17 protein-coding genes are annotated in these 21,204 nt (G+C 58.9%); 4 read left to right on the top strand and 13 right to left on the bottom strand.

Annotated elements, in window-relative coordinates:
* Positions 1-5 precede the first annotated feature (5 nt).
* From ileS to ispH, 3 genes are read left to right on the top strand one after another with little or no spacing between them, the layout of a single operon-like run.
* Positions 6-2,804, top strand: a complete 2,799-nt coding sequence (gene ileS / locus ABCS64_RS01800; RefSeq protein WP_418890227.1) for an isoleucine--tRNA ligase — start codon at positions 6-8, stop codon at positions 2,802-2,804.
* The gene (gene lspA, locus ABCS64_RS01795) at positions 2,773-3,339 is read left to right on the top strand and encodes a signal peptidase II (RefSeq protein ID WP_418890226.1); all 567 of its coding nucleotides are present in this window, start codon (positions 2,773-2,775) and stop codon (positions 3,337-3,339) included. Before ileS ends, lspA begins: the two co-directional genes overlap by 32 nt.
* Before the next feature lie 13 nt (positions 3,340-3,352).
* Complete coding sequence (gene ispH / locus ABCS64_RS01790) at positions 3,353-4,300, top strand: 4-hydroxy-3-methylbut-2-enyl diphosphate reductase (protein ID WP_418890299.1); 948 nt, start codon at positions 3,353-3,355, stop codon at positions 4,298-4,300.
* A gap of 327 nt (positions 4,301-4,627) precedes the next feature.
* Here the strand turns inward: ispH and argJ are convergent, their stop codons facing one another.
* From argJ to ABCS64_RS01775, 3 genes are all read right to left on the bottom strand, one after another.
* The gene (gene argJ, locus ABCS64_RS01785; RefSeq protein ID WP_418890225.1) at positions 4,628-5,866 is read right to left on the bottom strand and encodes a bifunctional glutamate N-acetyltransferase/amino-acid acetyltransferase ArgJ; all 1,239 of its coding nucleotides are present in this window, start codon (positions 5,864-5,866) and stop codon (positions 4,628-4,630) included.
* A 158-nt stretch (positions 5,867-6,024) separates the two neighbouring features.
* The gene (secA, locus tag ABCS64_RS01780) at positions 6,025-8,742 is read right to left on the bottom strand and encodes a preprotein translocase subunit SecA (RefSeq protein ID WP_418890224.1); all 2,718 of its coding nucleotides are present in this window, start codon (positions 8,740-8,742) and stop codon (positions 6,025-6,027) included.
* A 106-nt stretch (positions 8,743-8,848) separates the two neighbouring features.
* Positions 8,849-9,973, bottom strand: a complete 1,125-nt coding sequence (locus ABCS64_RS01775; RefSeq protein WP_418890223.1) for a M23 family metallopeptidase — start codon at positions 9,971-9,973, stop codon at positions 8,849-8,851.
* Between the two features lie 49 nt (positions 9,974-10,022).
* Between ABCS64_RS01775 and ABCS64_RS01770 the strand changes: the two genes are divergently transcribed.
* On the top strand, positions 10,023-10,481 hold the full coding sequence (locus tag ABCS64_RS01770) for a DciA family protein (RefSeq protein ID WP_418890222.1): 459 nt from the start codon (positions 10,023-10,025) through the stop codon (positions 10,479-10,481).
* A gap of 6 nt (positions 10,482-10,487) precedes the next feature.
* Here ABCS64_RS01770 and ABCS64_RS01765 read toward each other — a convergent pair whose 3' ends face one another.
* From ABCS64_RS01765 to murD, 10 genes are all read right to left on the bottom strand, one after another.
* Positions 10,488-10,676 (bottom strand): hypothetical protein, encoded by a 189-nt coding sequence (locus ABCS64_RS01765; protein WP_418890221.1) that lies wholly within the window; start codon positions 10,674-10,676, stop codon positions 10,488-10,490.
* Between the two features lie 12 nt (positions 10,677-10,688).
* Positions 10,689-11,624, bottom strand: a complete 936-nt coding sequence (lpxC, locus tag ABCS64_RS01760) for a UDP-3-O-acyl-N-acetylglucosamine deacetylase (protein WP_418890220.1) — start codon at positions 11,622-11,624, stop codon at positions 10,689-10,691.
* Between the two features lie 212 nt (positions 11,625-11,836).
* Positions 11,837-13,033 (bottom strand): cell division protein FtsZ, encoded by a 1,197-nt coding sequence (gene ftsZ / locus ABCS64_RS01755; RefSeq protein ID WP_418890298.1) that lies wholly within the window; start codon positions 13,031-13,033, stop codon positions 11,837-11,839.
* A gap of 71 nt (positions 13,034-13,104) precedes the next feature.
* Positions 13,105-14,334 carry a cell division protein FtsA gene (gene ftsA, locus ABCS64_RS01750; protein ID WP_418890219.1) on the bottom strand — a complete coding sequence of 410 codons (1,230 nt, stop codon included), beginning with the start codon at positions 14,332-14,334 and terminating at the stop codon, positions 13,105-13,107.
* The gene (locus tag ABCS64_RS01745; protein WP_418890218.1) at positions 14,331-15,086 is read right to left on the bottom strand and encodes a cell division protein FtsQ/DivIB; all 756 of its coding nucleotides are present in this window, start codon (positions 15,084-15,086) and stop codon (positions 14,331-14,333) included. Before ABCS64_RS01745 ends, ftsA begins: the two co-directional genes overlap by 4 nt.
* Positions 15,087-15,992: a D-alanine--D-alanine ligase gene (locus tag ABCS64_RS01740; protein ID WP_418890217.1), complete on the bottom strand. Its 906-nt coding sequence runs from the start codon at positions 15,990-15,992 to the stop codon at positions 15,087-15,089.
* 64 nt (positions 15,993-16,056) lie between these two features.
* Entirely contained in the window at positions 16,057-17,463 is a 1,407-nt protein-coding gene (gene murC, locus ABCS64_RS01735; RefSeq protein ID WP_418890216.1) for a UDP-N-acetylmuramate--L-alanine ligase, read from the bottom strand.
* Positions 17,453-18,559 (bottom strand): undecaprenyldiphospho-muramoylpentapeptide beta-N-acetylglucosaminyltransferase, encoded by a 1,107-nt coding sequence (gene murG / locus ABCS64_RS01730; RefSeq protein ID WP_418890215.1) that lies wholly within the window; start codon positions 18,557-18,559, stop codon positions 17,453-17,455. Before murG ends, murC begins: the two co-directional genes overlap by 11 nt.
* Positions 18,556-19,716 (bottom strand): putative lipid II flippase FtsW, encoded by a 1,161-nt coding sequence (gene ftsW / locus ABCS64_RS01725; RefSeq protein ID WP_418890214.1) that lies wholly within the window; start codon positions 19,714-19,716, stop codon positions 18,556-18,558. The genes murG and ftsW overlap by 4 nt, the downstream gene beginning before the upstream one ends.
* Entirely contained in the window at positions 19,713-21,203 is a 1,491-nt protein-coding gene (gene murD / locus ABCS64_RS01720; RefSeq protein ID WP_418890213.1) for a UDP-N-acetylmuramoyl-L-alanine--D-glutamate ligase, read from the bottom strand. Before murD ends, ftsW begins: the two co-directional genes overlap by 4 nt.
* Between the last annotated feature and the right edge of the window lies 1 nt (position 21,204).

Genomic DNA, 21,204 nt, shown 5'->3' with positions numbered 1-21,204 from the left:
TCACCATGTCCGATTACAAGCACACCCTGAACCTGACCGATACAACCTTCCCGATGCGCGGCGACCTCGCCAAACGCGAGCCGCAATGGGTTAAGGAATGGCAGGAGAAACAGCTTTACCAGAAGATCCGCCAACAGGCGAAAGGCCGCCCGCGTTTCGTACTCCACGACGGCCCGCCCTATGCCAACGGCGACATCCATATCGGTCACGCCGTCAACAAGATTCTCAAGGACATCATCATTCGCTCGAAAACACTGGCCGGATTCGATGCCCCTTACATCCCCGGCTGGGATTGCCACGGCCTGCCGATCGAGCACCAGATCGAAAAACTGCACGGCAAACACATTCCCGCCGACAAAGTGCGCGCGCTGTGCCGCGCCTTCGCCAACGAACAGGTGGCGCGTCAGAAGCAGGACTTCATCCGCCTGGGCGTATTGGGCGATTGGGACAACCCTTACCTGACGCTGGCCTACAAAACCGAAGCGGACGAAATCCGCGCGCTCGGCAAAATCCTGGAAAAAGGCTATCTCTATCAAGGACTAAAGCCGGTCAACTGGTGTCTGGATTGCGCCTCGGCGCTGGCCGAGGCCGAGGTCGATTACGAAGATAAAACATCGGACGCCATCGATGTCGCCTTTGAGGTTGCCGCAGACGATGCCGGCAAGCTGGCCACCGCGTTTGGCCTCGACACGCTGCCCACATCGACTTTCGCCGTCATCTGGACGACAACGCCCTGGACGCTGCCCGCCAACGTGGCCATCAGCGCCCATCCAGATTTCGTTTACGACCTTATCGAAACGCCGAAAGGCGCTCTGATCCTCGTCCGCGAACTGGCCGAAGGCTGCCTGCAACGCTATGCCCTGACTGGTAAAACGCTCGCCTCGGCCTCCGGCAAGGCGCTGGAGGGCATCCGCTTCCAGCACCCGTTCTACGCGCGTCACGTACCCATCATCTGCGGCACACATGTGACGAACGATGCGGGTACTGGCTTTGTTCATACCGCACCGGCGCATGGTGCCGACGACTATCTGATCGGCAAGGTTTACGGCTTGCCTGTAGACAATCCGGTCGGCGACGACGGCTGCTTTCTGCCCAACACGCTCCCGCTTTCGGTCGCACCACTGGTTGGCAAAACCGTCTGGGAAGCCAACCCGCTCGTCCTGCAAGAACTCCAGGCACGTGGCCGCCTGCTGCACAGCGAAAAAATCCAGCACAGCTACCCGCATTGCTGGCGGCACAAAACGCCGATCATCTTCCGCGCCACAACGCAATGGTTTATCGGCATGGAACATTGCGCACACGCAGGCGAACCTTCGCTGCGCACGATTGCCGAGCGCGCCGTCGATGCAACGCAGTTTTTTCCCGCCTGGGGGCGCGCCCGTCTGGAAGCCATGATCCAGACCCGCCCGGACTGGTGCGTCTCGCGCCAGCGTAACTGGGGCGTGCCGATTCCCTTCTTCCTGCACAAGGAAACCGGCGCATTGCACCCGCGCACACCGGAGCTGATCGAACAGGTCGCTCAACGCGTCGAACAATCGGGCATCGAAGCCTGGTTTTCGCTTGATGCCAGAGAACTGCTCGGCGACGAAGCCGATCAGTACCGCAAGATGAAAGATACGCTCGATGTCTGGTTCGACTCGGGCACAACGCACCTGTCCGTCATGCGCGGCTCACACGAGAGCGACTGCAAATATCCGGCCGACATGTACCTCGAAGGTTCCGACCAGCATCGCGGCTGGTTCCAGAGTTCGCTACTGACCGGCTGCGCCATTGATGGGCGCGCGCCCTACCAGTCGCTGCTGACGCACGGTTTCGTCGTCGACGGCAAGGGGCGCAAAATGTCCAAATCCATGGGCAACGTCATCGCGCCGCAAAAGGTTTCCGATACCCTGGGCGCCGAAATCCTGCGGCTATGGACCGCCGCCACCGATTATTCGGGCGAACTGTCGATTTCCGATGAAATTCTCAAGCGCGTCGTCGAAGCCTATCGCCGCATCCGCAACACGCTGCGTTTTCTGCTGGCCAACACGGCCGACTTCGACGCCGACCGACACATGCTGCCGCCCGGCGAGTGGCTGGAAATCGACCGCTATGCGCTGGTCATGACGCGCCGTCTGCAAGCGCAATGCGCGGAGGACTACGGCAAGTATGAATTCCACCGCGTTGTCCAGGCGCTGCAAACTTTCTGTTCGGAAGACCTGGGCGGTTTTTACCTTGATATCCTCAAGGATCGCCTGTACACCGCCGCCGCAGACTCCAGGGCGCGCCGTTCGGCGCAAAGCGCGCTGTGGCACATCACGCGCAGCTTCGTCAAGCTGATGGCGCCGATCCTCTCCTTCACCGCCGAAGAAGTCTGGCGGATCGTGAGCGGCAATGCCGAGGATTCGGTCATGCTGCACACCTGGCAAGCGTTGCCGGAGATCGCGGACGAAACCGTCCTGCTCGACAAATGGGGCAAGCTCCGCGCCTACCGCGCCGAGGTGACCAAAGCGCTTGAAGACCTGCGCATCGCCGGCAAGATCGGATCGTCGCTACAAGCTGAAGTCACGCTGTACGCCGATGGCGAAAAATACGATCTTCTGGCTTCGATGGGCGATGACCTGCGCTTTGTTTTCATCTGCTCGAAGACGACGCTGGTACGCAGCGCCGAAGACAGGATCGTCTGCGCGCCGCTTGCCTATGCGAAATGCGAGCGCTGCTGGCATGTACGCGAGGATGTCGGCGCCGACCCGGCGCATCCGGAAATCTGCGGACGCTGCGTCAGCAATCTATATGGCGACGGCGAGCCCCGTGCCTGCGCATAAGCAACCTGCGCCTGTGGCGCGGCGCCGGAATACCGGCTACGGCTGGTCGGCCTGGCTTGGCCTGGCCGGGCTGATTATTCTGCTCGACCAGGCCAGCAAATGGGTGGCGCTCGACGCACTGCGCATCGGTGAGACGCGCTATTTCGCGCCGTTCTGGAACTGGGTGCTGACATTCAACCCGGGGGCAGCATTCAGCTTTCTTTCCAGTGCGGGCGGCTGGCAGCGCTGGTTCTTCACTTCTCTTTCATTGGCGGTATCCGCCTGGATCATCGTTCTGCTGCGCCGGCACGCCGGCGAATGCCGCCTGTCTCTGGCGCTTACGCTTGTATTGGGCGGGGCGCTGGGCAATGTCATCGACCGCGTCCGCGTTGGCGCCGTTGTCGATTTCATTCAGTGGCATGCCGCCGGCTATTACTGGCCCGCTTTCAACCTCGCCGATTCGGCGATTACACTGGGCGCTGCGCTGCTCATCTGGGACCAGCTGTTTGAAAAACCGGAAAACGATCGCCGTGTCGAATCCGATACCGATTTCTGACACGCTCCCGCACATGCGGATTATCCTCGCCAACCCGCGCGGCTTTTGCGCCGGCGTCGAACGGGCGATCGCCATCGTCGAACGTGCCTTGGAAAAATTCGGCGCGCCGATCTACGTCCGACACGAAGTCGTGCATAACCGCTTTGTCTGCGACGGCCTGCGCGCCAAGGGGGCCATTTTTGTCGAGGAACTGAGTGAAGTCCCGCCGGGAGAAACCGTCATTTTCAGCGCCCACGGCGTCTCTCTGGCCGTGCGCGAAGAGGCCCGGCGGCGTAACCTCCGCGTCTTTGACGCCACCTGCCCGCTTGTCACCAAGGTACACGCTGAGGTGACCCGCATGCGCAAAGAAGGGCGCGAGATCGTCATGATCGGCCATAAAGGCCACCCGGAAGTCGAAGGCACGATGGGGCAAAGCCCGCAAGGCATCTATCTCGTCGAAACCGCAGCCGACGTTGCTTCGCTGCGCATTCGCGCTCCGGACAGGCTGGCGTATGTGACCCAAACGACTCTCTCGGTCGACGATGCCGCACAGGTCATCGCGGCGCTAAAACAACGCTTCCCCAACATTACCGGCCCCCGGAAAGATGACATCTGCTACGCAACGCAAAACCGGCAAGATGCCGTCAAGACGCTGGCCGGCGCCAGCGACATCGTGCTTGTCGTCGGATCGAAAAACAGCTCGAACTCAAACCGTCTGCGCGAAGTCGCCGAAACGCGGGGCGCACGCGCTCATCTGATCGATGATGCCAGCCAGATCAACCCGGCCTGGCTCGAGGGCGCGGCAAACATCGGCGTCACTGCCGGGGCCTCGGCGCCGGAGGTTTTGGTCAAAGAGGTCGTCGACGCGCTCACGCATGACAACGCCGCCCCGGTCAGCCAGATCGACGGGGCGGAAGAAGGCATCACCTTCGTCCTACCCAAAGATTTGCAAGCTCCGCAGGAAGACTCATCGGCCGCATAGTTCCCATAGGCGCAGCCTTGCGCAGTATCTTCCGTAACAGCGACCACAATAACTAACAAAAGCAACCCGCAGCGATGAAACAAACACCGTTCATCGTCCTACGATGTCTTCTTTAATTCCCCAACCATTAAACAGCCGTCGCCGAGATTTACGTTTAAGCATCGCTTCCCACCGCGACACAGGTATTAGAAAAATTACTGTCTGGAAAGAGATAGCGCACATGGCCTTGAATAAAGGCTCAAGCAATGTTCGGGTATGCTTTAAAATAGAAAATCCATGCAGGCCGCTTTGCGAAATTTATCGAAATTTCTGAACAGTGATTTTCGGTCAGCTCCGATAGTCGGCGTTGATCTTGACGTATTCGTATGAAAGATCACTGGTATAGACTACGCCGCGCGCCTGACCACGACCGAGATCGATACGCACGGTAATTTCCGCCGATTGCATGATGCGGGCGCCGTCTTCTTCGCGGTAGGATGCGGCGCGACCGCCTTTTTCAGCAACCAGCGTTTCTTCGCCCGCATTGGCGAGCCAGACACGTACTTTATCGACGTCAAGGTTGTCGATTCGAGCATAGCCAATTGCGGCAAGAATACGGCCAAGATTCGGGTCGGAAGCAAAAAACGCCGTTTTGACCAGCGGCGAATGGGCCACGGCGTAGCCAACCGTTTTGCACTCCTCGTGGTCGCGGCCATTTTCGACGGCAACGGTAATGAATTTGGTCGCGCCCTCACCATCACGAACGATAGCCTGCGCCAATTCACGGGCAACGCCGATGACCGCGGCACGCAGTTCCGCATAGCCGGCGGCATCCGCTGCCGTAAAATCGACGCCCGACCGGCCGCTGGCAATGAGGATGAACGAGTCGTTGGTTGAGGTGTCGCCGTCGATGGTGATGCAGTTGAAGGACTCGTCGGCCGCCTCTTTGACCAACGCCTTCAGCAGCGGCTGCGCAATGCCGGCGTCAGTGGCGACGAAACCGAGCATCGTCGCCATATTGGGCCGGATCATGCCGGCGCCTTTGCTCATGCCCGTCACCGTGACCGTCTTGTCGTTAATCATCACCTGCCGTGAGGCAGCCTTAGCGACGGTATCGGTCGTCATGATCGCATGAGCCGCTTCAAACCAGTGATTATCCGCCAGGTCGGCCTGACAGCGCGGCAGGCCGGCGATCAGCCGTTCTACAGGCAAGGGTTCAAGAATCACGCCCGTCGAAAACGGCAAAACCTGAGAAGCATCAACGCTCAGCAAACGCGCGACCGCTTCACACGTTGCCCTTGCTGCCTGCATTCCCTGCTCGCCCGTGCCTGCATTGGCAATGCCGGTATTGATGACCAGCGCGCGAATTTCCCCACTGCCGGACAAATGCCGGCGACACAGATGCACCGGTGCGGCGCAGAAGCGGTTCTGCGTGAACACACCACTGACCCTGCAACCGGTATCCAGTGTAATCAGGGTCAAATCCTGGCGATTGGCTTTACGGATGCCGGCCTCTGCCGTCCCCAGGCGAACGCCTGCAACAGAGTGAAGTTGTTTGGCTGCGGGGGTAGTGTAGTTAACGGTCATAGCGGTCATCCTGTAGAAAAAACTGCGGACAAAAAACTGGGAGACAAGCGAAATACTAAAGAAGACAGAGCGCCCAAGGGAGCGCTCTTATGAAAGGACAAAAGACGATCCAAAGACAGAAACGCTGCCCGCATCGCCTTCTATGCGCGTTCTGGCCGTCAGTTCAACTTACCGTGGCACTGCTTGTATTTTTTACCGGAGCCGCACGGACACGGGTCATTCCGACCGACCTTCGCTGCGGTTTGCTGCGTCGGCAACGGTGTTTCCTCAGCAGCCGTCGCAGCAACACCAAGCGCTTCATCGTAATCAGCATGATGGTACTGAACGTTGTGCACTTCGGCCGGTGCCGGTGCGGCCTCCTCAGCATTTTCGGCACGCACCTGCACCGTCATCAGAATTCGCGTCACTTCAAAGCGAACGGCATCCAGCAAGCGCTCAAACAGTTCAAAGGCTTCGCGCTTGTATTCCTGCTTAGGATTTTTCTGCGCATAGCCGCGCAAATGAATCCCCTGACGCAAATGGTCAAGCGCCGCCAGATGTTCACGCCACTGTGTGTCAAGAATCTGAAGCATGACACTGCGTTCGAATGGGTGAAAATACTCGGCGCCAGCAAGCGCTACCTTGGCCTGGTATTCCGTATCGGCCTGCTCGATGATGCGTTCGAGCATCGTATCGCTGGATAACGTCGGTTCGTTCTTGAACCATTCGTTGATCGGCGCACGCAATTGCAACGCCGATTCGAGCTCTTTTTCCAACTCGGGCAGTTCCCACTGCTCTTCGACACTGTCGACCGGCACATAGCGATGGAAAGTATCCTGCAAAACACCGTGACGCATGGATGTCACCGTCTCGGAAATATCCTCGCTTTCGAGCAATTCATTGCGCTGTGCATAAATGACCTTGCGCTGGTCGTTGGCGACATCATCATATTCCAGGAGTTGCTTACGGATATCGAAGTTTCGCCCTTCGACTTTGCGCTGTGCAGACTCAAGCGAACGGGAGACCATCGGGTGCTCAATCGGCTCGCCCTCCGGCATTTTCAGGCGTTCCATGATCGCTTTCAGCCGGTCGCCAGCAAAAATGCGTAGCAGCGGATCTTCAAGGGAGAGATAAAAGCGCGAAGAACCGGGGTCGCCCTGACGTCCAGAACGACCACGCAGCTGGTTGTCGATACGGCGCGATTCGTGCCGCTCTGAACCGATGATATGCAAACCGCCGGCGGCAACCACCTGTTCATGGAGTTTTTGCCAATCGGCGCGAATTTCATCAATGCGCGCTTTTTTGCCTGCTTCGTCGAGCGATTCGTCAGCATTGACGGTGGCGATCCGTTTGCTGGGATTACCGCCCAGCACGATATCCGTTCCCCGTCCGGCCATATTGGTAGCGATGGTAATCATGCCGGGACTGCCCGCCTGAGCGACGATTTCGGCTTCGTGCGCATGCTGCTTGGCATTGAGCACCTGATGCGACAGTTTTTCCTTGTCAAGCAGTTGCGACAGGACTTCTGAATTTTCGATGGATGTCGTCCCTACCAGCACCGGCTGACCACGTTGCTGACAGTCGCGGATGTCGGCAATAATCGCGGCGTGTTTTTCTTCCGCCGTACGATAGATCTGGTCGTTGCGATCCTCGCGGACCATCGGCAGGTTGGTTGGGATAACGACGGTTTCCAGGCCATAGATTTGCTGGAACTCATAGGCTTCCGTATCGGCCGTACCGGTCATGCCGGCAAGCTTGCTGTACATGCGGAAATAGTTCTGGAAGGTGATCGAGGCCAGCGTCTGGTTTTCATTCTGAATCGCCACGCCTTCCTTGGCCTCGACAGCCTGGTGCAACCCTTCCGACCAGCGGCGGCCGGCCATCAGGCGTCCCGTGAATTCATCGACGATGACGACCTCGCCATTCTGAACAACATAGTGCTGATCGCGCAAAAAGAGATTATGGGCACGCAGCGCCGCATATAAATGGTGCATCAACAGGATATTGCCGGCATCGTAAAGACTGCTGCCCTGCGTCAGCAGCCCTGCTTCCGTCAGTATTTGCTCGGCGTGTTCATAGCCGGCTTCGCTGATCAAAATCTGATGCGCCTTTTCGTCAACCCAGTAGTCGCCGGGGCCTTCCTCTTCCTGCGCACGAATGAGCAAAGGCGCAACCTGATTCATGCGTACATAGAGATCGGTGTGATCCTCGGCTTGTCCGGAAATGATCAGCGGCGTACGCGCTTCGTCGATCAGGATCGAGTCGACCTCGTCGACAATAGCGTAGGCAAGTTTGCGCTGCACACGCTCGTCGGCGCTATAAACCATGTTGTCGCGCAAATAATCAAAGCCGAATTCGTTATTGGTGCCGTAGGTAATGTCACAGGCGAACGCTGCTTGCTTGTCGGCATGCGACATCTGCGACAGATTGACACCTACGGTCAGCCCCAGGAAACGGTGCAGCTCACCCATCCACTCGGCGTCGCGTTGCGCCAGATAGTCATTGACGGTAACGATATGCACGCCTTGCCCGGTCAACGCATTGAGATAGGCCGGCAGCGTGGATACCAGCGTTTTGCCTTCGCCAGTACGCATTTCGGCAATTTTTCCATGGTGAAGCACCATGCCGCCGATCAGCTGCACATCGAAGTGACGCATGCCCAGCGCGCGCTTCCCGGCCTCGCGGACGACGGCAAACGCCTCCGGCAACAGGGCATCAAGCGTTTCGCCGTTGGCAAGCCGGTTCTTGAACTCATCCGTCTTCGCACGCAATGCTTCATCGGAAAGCGCGGCAAGACCAGCTTCCAGTGCATTGATCTGGCGAACGACCGCCATGTATTGCCGGATCAGCCGGTCATTACGGCTGCCGAAAATCTTTTTGAGTATGCCGGAAATCATCGGAGTTTTTTTGGTAGACGGAAAATTGCGATTCTAGCATGCCGTGCAACGCAGCCATACCTGGAACCTTATGCAAACATCGGTATGCAGGCTGACTGCGGCAAGGTTACGACTTATTTTCGAAGCGTTGATGAATACGCGTTTCGCCGTCGTTCTCTGTCCGTGCGGAAGGCTTGACCCCGTTTGTTTTCTTTTTGCCCCTGGCAGACTTGCCCAAGCGTTTTTCATCTGCTTCCGCATTCGGTTTAAGTAGATCCAGCTTATCCAGATGCTGCGCCAGTTGCGTATCTCCGCCCATTTTCAAAAAGCGCGCCGGATCCTGGGCAACGCCGCGATAGCGCACTTCAAAATGCAAATGCGGCCCGGTCGAGCGCCCGGTATTACCGCTCAGGGCAATCGCCTGCCCACGCTTGACAATCTGGCCGACTACCACGTCGATTTGCGACAAATGCGCATAGCGCGAAGAAAAGTCATTACCATGATCGATCTCAACCAGATTACCGTAAGCCGAATGACGCTCGGCCATCGTCACCACGCCGCCTGCCGCCGCGACGACGCGTGTCCCTGATGGTGCAGAAAAATCCATGCCTTCGTGCATGGCACTGACACCGAGAATAGGATCGGTACGCAGACCGAAAGGCGAACCGATACGCGCGTTACTGATGGGTTGCAACGTCGGCAACAGCGTTGTTTTAACCCGCCGCTCCATGAGCTGCGACTCCAGCGCCGTCAGGCTTTCGAGACGCTCCGCGAGCGCCGTCGCCAAGCGATCCAGTTCAATCTGCAATCCGGTGAGCGTTGGCTGCCGATGTACACCGACCAGCGGTCCGCCTGTCCCATCATCCGTTTTTTTTTCCGGTTTGGGCGCGCTTTGCGACGGCTTGGTCAGCGTCTCATTTTTTGGCAGCGGAATGCCTGTCTGTTTAGAAATACGCTCACCGAGAAGATCCAGCCGCACAAGCTCCGCCTGCATCTCGCCCATTTTGGCGGCCATCGTCTTGATATTGTCGCGCAGATATTCCTCGGCCTTGAAATCATGCCTTTGCTGCGCGGATTCGCCCTCGCCGCCGACAAACGATAAAAGATTAAAACGCTCGCCCGCCCAAGCAAGCAGAGCAGCAACCGAGCAGATCAGAAAAATCAATAAAACGGCTACAAAAAAAACTTTTTGTGGCGTCAGGGTCAGCGTCCTGGCAGTTGCCAGTCGGTCAGGGACAAGAATAATATGCACGCTGTATTTTCCTCAAATTTGGCGACGCCCAATTCATACCTTTCAAACAATGCCCGACACTACCGATTCCCTGAAACATTACCTCGAAGCAGCAGACGGTGCCGGCAGACTCATGGCGCATGCGCATCTGCTCATTCGGCTCAGGCACGCCTATCAGGAAATCGCGCCAACCTACCTACAGCAGGCCAGCATGCTGGCCAATTATAAAAACGCGGCATCGGACAAAATCGTCGTCATCCATGCCCACAGCGGAACGATTGCGGCCAAGCTGCGGCAGATTGCGCCTAGGCTCGCCGAGGGGTTCTGCCAAAGAGGGTTTGAGTGTAACGAGGTTCGGATCAAAGTACAAGTTCCTAAAACCTCATCTGAGCGGCCGCCCCCACGGCCAAAACCGCTGAGTGCCAATACCTATGGAGTCTTGGCGCAATTGCGCGAGCGCCTGCCAGAAAACAGCGCGTTACAGCATTCGCTATCCCACTTGCTGGCGCGCTGCATACTGAAGCATTAAATGGGGCTACAGCGCAATCACGGCGAAGCGTTCGAGAATCAGCAGACCGAAAATAGCCAAAGCGATGCCGACTGCGTAACGCGCAAGTTGAAAGGCAAAACGCAGATATTTACGGTCCCCGCTCAAAAAATACGCACCGACACCGCCGGCAACACCAATCAGGGTCAGAATCGCCAACAGCCGCAAAAGCCACATTGCAACCGCCGCTTAAATCGTCGCTACGGGCGGCGCAAGCCAGCGCAGCAGGGTGGGCGGCACGTTGGCCTGATCGGCGAAAGAAACTAACTCCCAGGCTTCCGGATGCGCCAACAGTTCGCGCGCCAACCTATTATTCAGTGCATGCCCTGATTTGTGCGCGGTAAAGGCGGCAAGCAAGGGGTGTCCCAGCAGATACAGATCACCAATGGCGTCAAGCGTCTTGTGCCTGACGAATTCATCGGCATAACGCAGGCCGTCGCCATTGAGCACTCGATATTCATCAAGCACTACGGCATTATCGAGACCGCCGCCAAGCGCCAGCCCGTTTTCACGCATCCATTCGACTTCCTGGGTAAAGCCAAAAGTGCGGGCGCGTGCAATTTCGCGGACATAGGACTGCTCTGCAAAATCAAAGTGCACCGACTGCCCGGTCCGGTCGATAGCGGGATGGTTGAACGCGATGGAAAAATCCAGCCGGAAGCCGTCGTAAGGTTCGAAACGCGCCCATTTCTCGCCGGACTGATCAGCCTCGCGTACCGCGACGGGTTGCCGCACACGAATAAATTTCTTGGCGGCAGGCTGCTCCTCGATCCCTACCGACTGGACCAGGAAAACGAAAGGCGAAGCTGAACCATCAAAAATCGGGATTTCCGCTGCATCGAGATCGACAAAGACGTTATCGATCCCCAGCCCCGCCAGCGCTGACATCAGGTGCTCCACCGTCCCGACTTTGGCGCTGCCTATCTCAACGCATGAACACAGGCGCGTGTCGTGCACCAGCTCGGCGCGCGCCGGCAGGTCGACGACCGGATCGAGATCGATGCGACGAAAAATGATGCCCGTATCCGGAGCAGCCGGACGCAGCGTCATATTGACCTTGACGCCCGAATGCAGGCCGACGCCGGAGGCGCTGACCAGTGACTTGAGGGTGCGTTGCCTGAGCATGTGCGCAAAAACGAAAACGTTGGAAAAAAGAAAAAGGGAGGAACGGGCGCGATTCTAACACGCCCGCCGATGCCTCCCTGAAGGAGAAAAAATGCTATGCATCCAGAACATAGGCGGATCACCGGAGCCGGGTGAGCGCACGCTGGCCTCAACCCTAAACAACCCCAACCCCGGCACCGCTCATGAACTGCATCGTCTGCCCAACGCTCCGGTCAGTCGGCCTGTTTGCGCAGAAAGGCCGGAATATCGTAGCGATCCATACCATTATTGACCATCGCCTCGACGGTCGTTGCACTACTGCGACCACTGCGCATATTGTTGCGGAACACGGCGGGAATGCCATCGAGCGCAGCGTAGTCAATCGCGTCGGCATGCATGGCATAGGCATCATTCGTTCCGGTTGCCTGCGCCATCGGCGTATCGATGACGGTAAATCCCTGACGGCGCGCTTGCGCTTGCCCCAGGCCTGTCGCCACAACGGTAACGCGAATTTCATCGGCCATCGATTCGTCGTAAACCGCGCCGAAAATAATATGCGCGTCTTCGGCGGCAAATTCACGCACCGTGCTCATTACTTCGTTGACTTCCTTCATCTTCAGGCCGCGGGTCGCCGTAATATTGACCAGCACGCCCTTGGCGCCCGAAAGATTAACGCCTTCGAGCAACGGCGAAGCAACGGCCTGTTCGGCGGCAATGCGGGCGCGATCGACACCGGCGGCACTGGCCGACCCCATCATCGCCATTCCCATCTCGCTCATGACTGTGCGCACGTCTTCAAAGTCGACATTGACGAGGCCAGGATAATTGATGATCTCCGCGATACCGCCCACCGCATTGCGCAGTACGTTGTCGGCAGCCTTGAACGCATCTTCCATCGAAACATCATCACCGAGCACATCCATCAACTTGTCGTTGAGGATCACGATCAGCGAATCAACGTTTTTCTGCAACTCGACCAGACCGGCCTCAGCCACTTTGGCGCGCTTGCCTTCAAAGGCAAACGGCTTGGTCACGACGGCGACCGTCAGAATCCCCATTTCACGCGCGACCTCGGCGATGATCGGCGCGGCGCCCGTGCCGGTGCCGCCGCCCATGCCAGCGGTAATGAAAACCATATTGGCGCCTCGCAGCGTCTCGGCAATCTGCTCGCGTTCCTCCAGCGCCGCATTACGGCCGACTTCCGGTTTGGCGCCTGCTCCCAGGCCGGATTTGCCGAGACGAATTTTGCGATGCGCGACAGAGCGCTTGAGCGCCTGCGCATCCGTGTTGGCAGCGACGAAATCGACCCCCATGACGCCTTCGCGGATCATATGATCGACGGCGTTGCCGCCTGCCCCACCGACACCGACAACCTTGATAATGGTTTCCGTATCGCTCGCGCTTTCTTCTTTGTCGATGATTTCAAACATGGCCATAGCGTTTCTCCTTCGCAAAAAAAACATTAATAAATACGCACAAACAACGACGTCTCAGCATTTCCTCAAAAATTCTTTTCAAACCACGAACGCATCCGCCCCAAAACCTGCCGTGCATTGCTGGTCTCGCGCACCTTCAATCCACGCTTGCGCTGTGCCTGCGCCTCCATGAGCAAGCCGCAGGCCGTGGCAAAGCGCGGGTTCTGGACGACATCGGCCAGCGCACCGTAATACTTTGGGATGCCCAGCCGCACCGGCATGTGGAAGACCTCTTCGCCCAGCTCGATCATGCCCGGCATGATTGACGCGCCGCCGGTCAGTACGATGCCGGACGAGAGCACTTCCTCAAAGCCGGCACGGCGCAATTCGGCCTGAATCAATTCATACAATTCCTCGACGCGCGGTTGAATCACATCGGCCAGCGCGCGCCGCGACAGCCGCCGCGATGGACGATCGTCGACCCCGGCCACATCGAGCGCATCTTCCGGATCGGCCAGATCGGACAGTGCACAGCCAAACTTGCGCTTGATGTCCTCCGCCTCACGCGTCGGCGTGCGCAGCGCCATGGCAATGTCGTTGGTCACCTGATCGCCCGCGATCGGGATCACGGCCGTATGGCGGATCGCCCCCTGTGTCCACACGGCAAGATCGGTTGTCCCGCCGCCAATGTCGACGAGGCAGACGCCGAGGTCCTTTTCATCTTCCGACAACACGGCATAGCTCGACGCCAGCGGCTGCAAAACCAGATCACAAACCTCCAGACCGCAACGGCGCACGCATTTGACGATGTTCTGCGCCGCTGAAACGGCGCCCGTGACGATATGCACCTTCACTTCGAGACGAAAGCCGCTCATGCCGATCGGCTCGCGGATGCCATCCTGATCATCGATGATGAATTCCTGCGTCAGGATATGCAGAATTTCCTGATCGGCGGGAATCGGCATGGCGCGCGCAGTTTCGATGACGCGCTCGATATCGGCCGGCGTCACCTCCTTGTCCTTGATCGCCACCATACCGTTTGAGTTGAAGCTGCGGATATGGCTGCCCGCAATCCCGGTATACACGTCCTTGATCCTGCAGTCGGCCATCAGCTCGACTTCCTGCATGACACGCGAAATCGTCGCGACCGTCTCTTCAATATTGACGACAACCCCCTTGCGTAGGCCGCGAGAATCCTGCGACCCCATGCCGATGATATTGAGGCCGCCTTCCGGAGTAATTTCGGCAACCAGTGCGACGACTTTGGTCGTACCGATATCAAGACCGACAATGAATTCCTTATTTTCCCTACTCATGGTCTTCCTTTACTTTCAGTAGCCGCCACCGCGCCGACACGCAGCGCAAACCCGTTCGGATAACGCATATCGACAGCCGCTGGCGGCTGCCCGGCCGCCGTCAGCACGCTCGGATAATGCTCGACGAAACGCTCGATCCGTTGCTTGATCGGCGCTTTTTCTTGCTGCCGGCCCAGCTCGACGACCATGCCGTCATCGAGCGTCAGGCGCAGTGCCAAACGCGGCGAAACATCGAGTGCCTTCGGCCAGCGTTTGACCGATGCCAGCAAGGTTTCCGCCTGGCGGAAATAGTCGAGCATTTCCTGCGCCATCTCGATTGGCCCGGTCAGTACCGGCAAACGCTGCGGCATATCCGTAACATCGGCAAAAAACAGTTCGCCATATGAATTGACAAGCTGTCCGCCGGAAGTCCCCCATAGGGCGGCCGGCAGGTGCTCCTCGACATCCACCTCAATGCGTCCCGGCCACTGCCGGCGCACTTGCGCATGACGCACCCAAGGCAACTCCTCAATTGTCTGCTGCAGACGATCAAGATCGATACTGAAAAAATTTCCATGCAAGCGTTCCGTCAAAATCTGTTCGACATCGTCCATCCGTACATGCTGAAGTTCGCGCTGGAAGACGACCTCGCGCAGCGGAAAAAACGGCAGACGCATTCCCCAAATCACCGCGGCAACCAGCAACGCAGCGGCGCCGATCACAAAAAGCAAATCAGCAACGGCCATCATCAGTCGCGGACGATTCCACATCATTTACCCCAGTGCCGCCTGTTCCAGCACACGCCAGACAAGCTGCTCATAAGAAATTCCTGCCGCCCGAGCCGCCATTGGCACAAGAGAATGATCTGTCATTCCCGGAGAAGTATTGATTTCGAGCAAATAGGTTGCGCCACGCTCATCCATCAGAAAATCGACCCGCCCCCATCCCCGGCAACCGAGAATGCGAAAAGCTGCCAGCGCCTGCGCGCGCATTTCCCGCTCACGCGCCTCCGGCAAACCGCACGGGCATAAATATTGGGTATCGTTGCGAAGATATTTGGCCTCGTAGTCATAAAACTCGGTTGCCGGAACAATACGGACGACAGGCAGCGCCTCGTCGCCCAGCACGGCCACCGTATACTCGCCGCCCGAAATTGCCTGCTCGGCGATGACCAAGGTATCGTGCTTTGCCGCTTCGCGGTAAGCGGCCTGCAATTGCCCTGCCCGACTGACGCGGGTAATGCCGATCGACGAGCCTTCACACGCCGGTTTGACGAAAATCGGCAGCCCCAGATGCCGTTCAGCCGCCTCAAAATCGCAGTTTTCGTCCAGCATGATGAAATTCGGCATCGGCAAACCGGCTGCGCGCCAAATCAGCTTGGTGCGCCATTTATCCATGCCAACCGCCGAAGCCATCACACCGCTGCCGGTATAAGGCACGCCCATCAATTCAAGCGCGCCCTGAATCGTGCCATCCTCGCCATAACGCCCGTGCAGCGCAATAAAGGCGCGGTCGAACGCCGCCAGATCACTCAACGGCCGTTCCGCCGGATCGAACGCCTGCGCATCGACGCCTTGCCGTTGCAGCGCTGCCAATACCCGCGAACCGCTGTCGAGCGAAATATCGCGCTCCGCCGAGCGCCCGCCCATCAGCACGGCAACCTTACCGAACGGACTCATGCGCACCGCCTGTATCGCTTGCTTTTGCCAAAAATGTCACCTCTAGGCTCATTTCATTCATCCTTTACGAAGCCGCACCGACCAACCCGGCAGCCAGTTTTCCCGGTACGCTGCCAATCGATCCGGCGCCCATCGTCATGACGACATCGCCGTCACGCGCCGCATCGATGATTGCCGCCGGCATCGCCGCAACGTCCTCGACAAAAACCGGTTCGATTTTTCCTGCCACGCGCAGTGCGCGGGCCAGCGAACGCCCGTCCGCCGCCACGATCGGCGCCTCGCCCGCAGCATAGACTTCGCCCAGCACCAAAGCGTCGACACTGGAGAGCACGCTGACGAAATCCTCAAAACAGTCACGCATACGCGAGTAACGGTGCGGCTGGAATGCCAATAGCAGACGGCGGCCCGGGAAAGCGCCGCGAGCCGCAGCAATCGTCGCACGCATTTCCGCCGGATGATGGCCGTAATCATCAACCAGCGTAAACGCGCCGCCGCCCGGCAAAGCCACCTCGCCATAGCGCTGGAAGCGCCGGCCGACGCCCTTGAATTCGGCCAGCGCCCTGACAATCGCCGCATCGGGTGCGCCCAGCTCACTGGCCACGGCAATCGCCGCTAGCGCATTGAGTACGTTGTGAACACCCGGCAGATTGAGCGTGACCGGCAAACGCGAGACGCCGCCGTTCGTACGCACACAGTCAAACCGCATCTGCCCATGATCCGTGACGATGTTCTCGGCGCGCACGTTTGCGGCCGGATCGAGCCCATAACTGACGATTTGCTTCGTCACCGCCGGCATGATTTCGCGCACGTTGGCGTCATCAGTGCAAAGTACCGCCACGCCATAAAACGGCAGGCGTTGCAAAAAATCGATAAATGTCTGTTTGAGCCGGCCAAAATCATGTCCATAAGTTTCCATATGGTCGGCGTCGATGTTGGTGACAATAGAAATCACCGGCGATAAATAGAGGAAAGAGGCATCCGACTCATCGGCTTCGGCGACGATAAACTCGCCTGCGCCGAGCCGCGCATTGGCGCCAGCGGCATTGAGCCGGCCACCGATGACGAAGGTCGGGTCCATTCCACTTTCACCCAGAATCGAGGCGACCAGGCTGGTCGTCGTCGTTTTGCCGTGCGCCCCCGCAACGGCGATGCCTCGCCTCAAGCGCATCAGCTCGGCGAGCATTTGCGCACGCGGTACGACGGGAATTTTTCGCTCACGGGCCGCCGTGATTTCGGGATTGTCCGCATGCACCGCCGTCGATACGACCACGACATCGGCGCCCGCAATATTCGCAGCGGCATGACCGACGGCAATACGGATACCGATGCTCGCCAGACGGCGCGTCGTCGCACTGTCGGCCAGATCAGAACCGCTGACTGTAAAGCCCAGATTGGCGAGCACTTCCGCGATACCGCTCATCCCGGAACCGCCGATGCCGACAAAATGAATGTGTTTAACCTTATGCCGCATGCTGTTCTCCGCCGCCGCTGGCCGGTCTGACCAGCACTTCGCAAATCTGTGCCACCGTTTCGGCGGCTTCCGGTTTGGCCAGCGCACGTGCGCGCTCGGCCATCTGCAACAATTGTCCGCGCGTGTAGTTGCGGATCAGGCTGACCGACTCCGGCGTCATCTCGGCCTGCGGCAACAGGATGGCGCCCCCCGCCGCGGTGAGAAAACGGGCGTTGGCCGTTTGATGGTCATCCACGGCATGCGGATAAGGCACGAGAATGCTCGCCACGCCCGCTGCGGCCAGTTCGGCGACGGTCAGCGCCCCGGCACGGCACAACACCAGGTCGGCCCAGGCATAGGCGCCGGCCATATCTTCGATAAAATCGACGCATTCGGCGCGTACGCCGGCCGCGGCATAATTTGCCTGCAACTGCGCCAGATGCTTTGCGCCTGCCTGATGCACGACCTGCGGGCGTTCCGCCTCGGGAATCAGCCCCAAACCGCGCGGCACAATATCGTTGAGCGCCGCGGCGCCCAGGCTGCCGCCCAGCACTAACAGACGGATCGGCGCCCCGGCCGGACGATCGGCGAAACGCTCGGCCGGCGGCGGCAGATGCGCAATTTCGGCGCGCACCGGATTGCCCGCCCAGACGCTGTTGCGCAACACATCCGGGAAGCCGCAGACGATGCGTTTGGCTACACCGGCGAGGACACGATTGGCCAGCCCGGCAATGGAATTTTGTTCATGAATCACAAGCGGGCGGCCGGATAACGCGGCCATCATGCCGCCGGGAAAGCTGATATACCCACCCATGCCAAGCACAACGTCCGGCTGGATACGGCGAATTTCGCGCCGCGCCTGACAAAAACCGGACAGCAGACTAAACGGCAGCAGCAGTTTGCGCAGCAATCCTTTACCGCGCAATGCGCCGAATTTCACCCAGGCCATCTCGTAACCGCGCGCCGGTACGGTGCGCGCCTCGAAACTGTCCGGATTCCCCATCCAGATGACGTTCCAGCCGCGCGCATGCAGAAGATCGGCCACTGCCAGACCGGGAAACACATGGCCGCCGGTACCGCCGGCCATGACCAGAAGCGTCAATGTTGCGGACCTCATAACTTGGCGCCTCGCATCAATTGCCGGTTTTCCCAATCGACGCGCAGGACGATCGCCAGCGCGACACAATTGATCAGGATGCCCGATCCGCCGAAGCTCATCAGCGGCAGCGTCAGACCTTTGGTCGGCAACACGCCCATATTCACGCCCATGTTGATGAACCCCTGCACGCCGATCCAGATGCCGATGCCCTGTGCCACCAGCGCTGGATAAAGGCGGTCAAGCGTGACGGCCTGGCGACCGATGGCAAACGCTCGCTGGATGAGCAAGCCAAACAGAACGACCACCAGCGTAACGCCGATAAAACCCAGCTCTTCGGCAATCACCGCCAGCAGAAAATCGGTATGTGCCTCAGGTAGGTAGAACAGCTTTTCGACACTGGCGCCCAGCCCGACGCCAAAGAATTCGCCGCGCCCGAAAGCGATCAACGCATGAGAAAGCTGATAACCGCGCCCAAACGCATCGGCCCACGGATCCATGAAACCGAAAATGCGGTCGCGCCGGTACGGCGAAGTAATGATCAGCGCGGTAAATGCGGCCAGCAGCACGATGATCAGCACGGCAAACAAGCGTGCACGCATCCCGCCAAGGAAAAGGATGCCCATGGCAATCGAGATCACAACGACAAAGGCACCGAAATCCGGCTCCTTGAGCAACAGCACGCCGACGGCAATCATCGCGCACGCCATCGGCAGAAAGGCCTTTTTCAGGTTATGCATGTACGGCATCTTGCGCACCGTATAGTCGGCGGCATAGAGCACGGCAAACAACTTCATCAGTTCCGACGGCTGGAGATTGACGACACCCAGCGGCAGCCAGCGGCGTGCACCATTGACTTCGCGCCCGATTCCCGGAATCAATACCAGCGCCAGCAGCACGCAGCCGGCAACGAAAAGCCAGGGCGCAATCCGCTCCCATGTTGTCATCGGAATCTGAAAAGCTATAGCCGCCGCGCTTAGGCCAATGGCCAGAAAAATGCCGTGACGCACCAGATAGTACGCAGGATGGTTGCCGGTATAGCGGTCGGCTTCAGCAATGGCCGCCGAGGCCGAATACACCATGACCATGCCCAGAAGCAGCAAAAACAGGGCGCTCCACAGCAGCGTCAGATCGACTTCGGCAGGCAGACGGCGCGGCGTGTCAAAGGATGGGATCATCGCACGGATCCTTTAACTGAATTTTCTACCGCCGTATGCGCCACCGTATCTTTCGACTCACGCTGCAGCGCATGTACGGCGGCAACGAACACTTCGGCGCGATGGGCATAATTACGGAACATATCGAAGCTGGCGCAGGCCGGCGAAAGTAGCACAGCATCTCCTGGCTGCGCCTGGGCGGCGCACCAGCGCGTTGCCTGCGGCAGATCGGCGCAGAAATGCACGGGAACGCCCACCTCGCCGATCGCTTCGGCAATCAGGCGGGCATCACGACCGATCAGCGCCACAGCGCGTGCATGTGCGGTCAATGCAGGCCGCAGTAGGGAAAAATCCTGATCCTTGCCTTCACCGCCGAGGATGATCGCGACTTTGCGTCCCAAACCTTGCAGCGCAGCCTGCGTCGCGCCGACATTGGTGCCTTTGGAATCATCGAAATAAGCAACTCCGCCGATTTCCGCCACTTTCTCAACGCGATGCGGCAGGCCGGAAAACGTCGCCAGTCCGGCCAGCAGGCGTTGCGGCGAAATGCCATTTTCTTCGTCAAACGCCTCGCCGAGCGCCAACACCGCCATGATATTGGCGGCATTGTGCAGGCCCGTTAGCGGCAAATCCGCCAGGGCAGCCAGGCGCGTTTCGCCACGTACGATCCAGCCGTCGGCAATACCGTAATCCCCGGCGCGCGACGGTCGATCCAGACCAAAACTGATGCGGCGCGGCGGCGCCCATTGTTCGCCCGCCCAGGCCGCTACACACGTATCGTCGCGATTGACAACCATCGTCCGGCAGCCTGTAAATATGCGGGCCTTGGCCGCTGCATAAGCGGCCATGTCGGCATAGCGGTCGAGATGGTCTTCGCTGATGTTGAGCACCGTCGCTGCTGCGGCATTCAGCGAACGGGTCGTTTCCAGCTGGAAGCTCGATAATTCAAGCACCCAGACCTTCGGCAGCGCACCGTCCGCCAGCGCCTGCATCAGCGCATCAAGCGCCGAAGGCGAAATATTGCCGCAGGCAACAGCGGGCACGCCAGCCGCTGAAAGCAGATGCGCCGTCAGCGCCGTCGTCGTCGTTTTGCCGTTGCTACCGGTAATGGCGATGATCTTTGAATGCGGCGCATATTTGCGCACACCCCAGGCAAACAGTTCGATTTCCGAGACAAGCGGCAAACCGCCAGCCACGGCAGCGGCAACTGCGTGCGTCTGTACCGGCACACCGGGAGAAATCGCCAGCAGATCAACCTCCGCAAACGCCGCTTCAGGAAAACCGCCGAAAAACAGTTCGGCGTCCGGAACGGATGCGCGCAGTGCATCTGCATTCGGCGGCGCAGCACGGCTATCGGCCACGCGAACGCGCGCGCCCTCGCGCGCCAGCCAGCGCGCCATCGCCAGGCCGCTTTCTCCCAGCCCAAGCGTCAGGACGCGTTTCCCCTGCAATGCCTTGTCTGCGGGCATTGTTTCCGGTGTCTCTGGGAACATTTTTTCGGTGCGCATT

The organism is Dentiradicibacter hellwigii (assembly GCF_041770905.1).
Classification (GTDB): domain Bacteria; phylum Pseudomonadota; class Gammaproteobacteria; order Burkholderiales; family Rhodocyclaceae; genus Propionivibrio; species Propionivibrio hellwigii.
The sequence above is the reverse complement of the archived record's forward strand: the minus strand, read 5'-3'. Positions and strand labels throughout refer to the sequence as shown.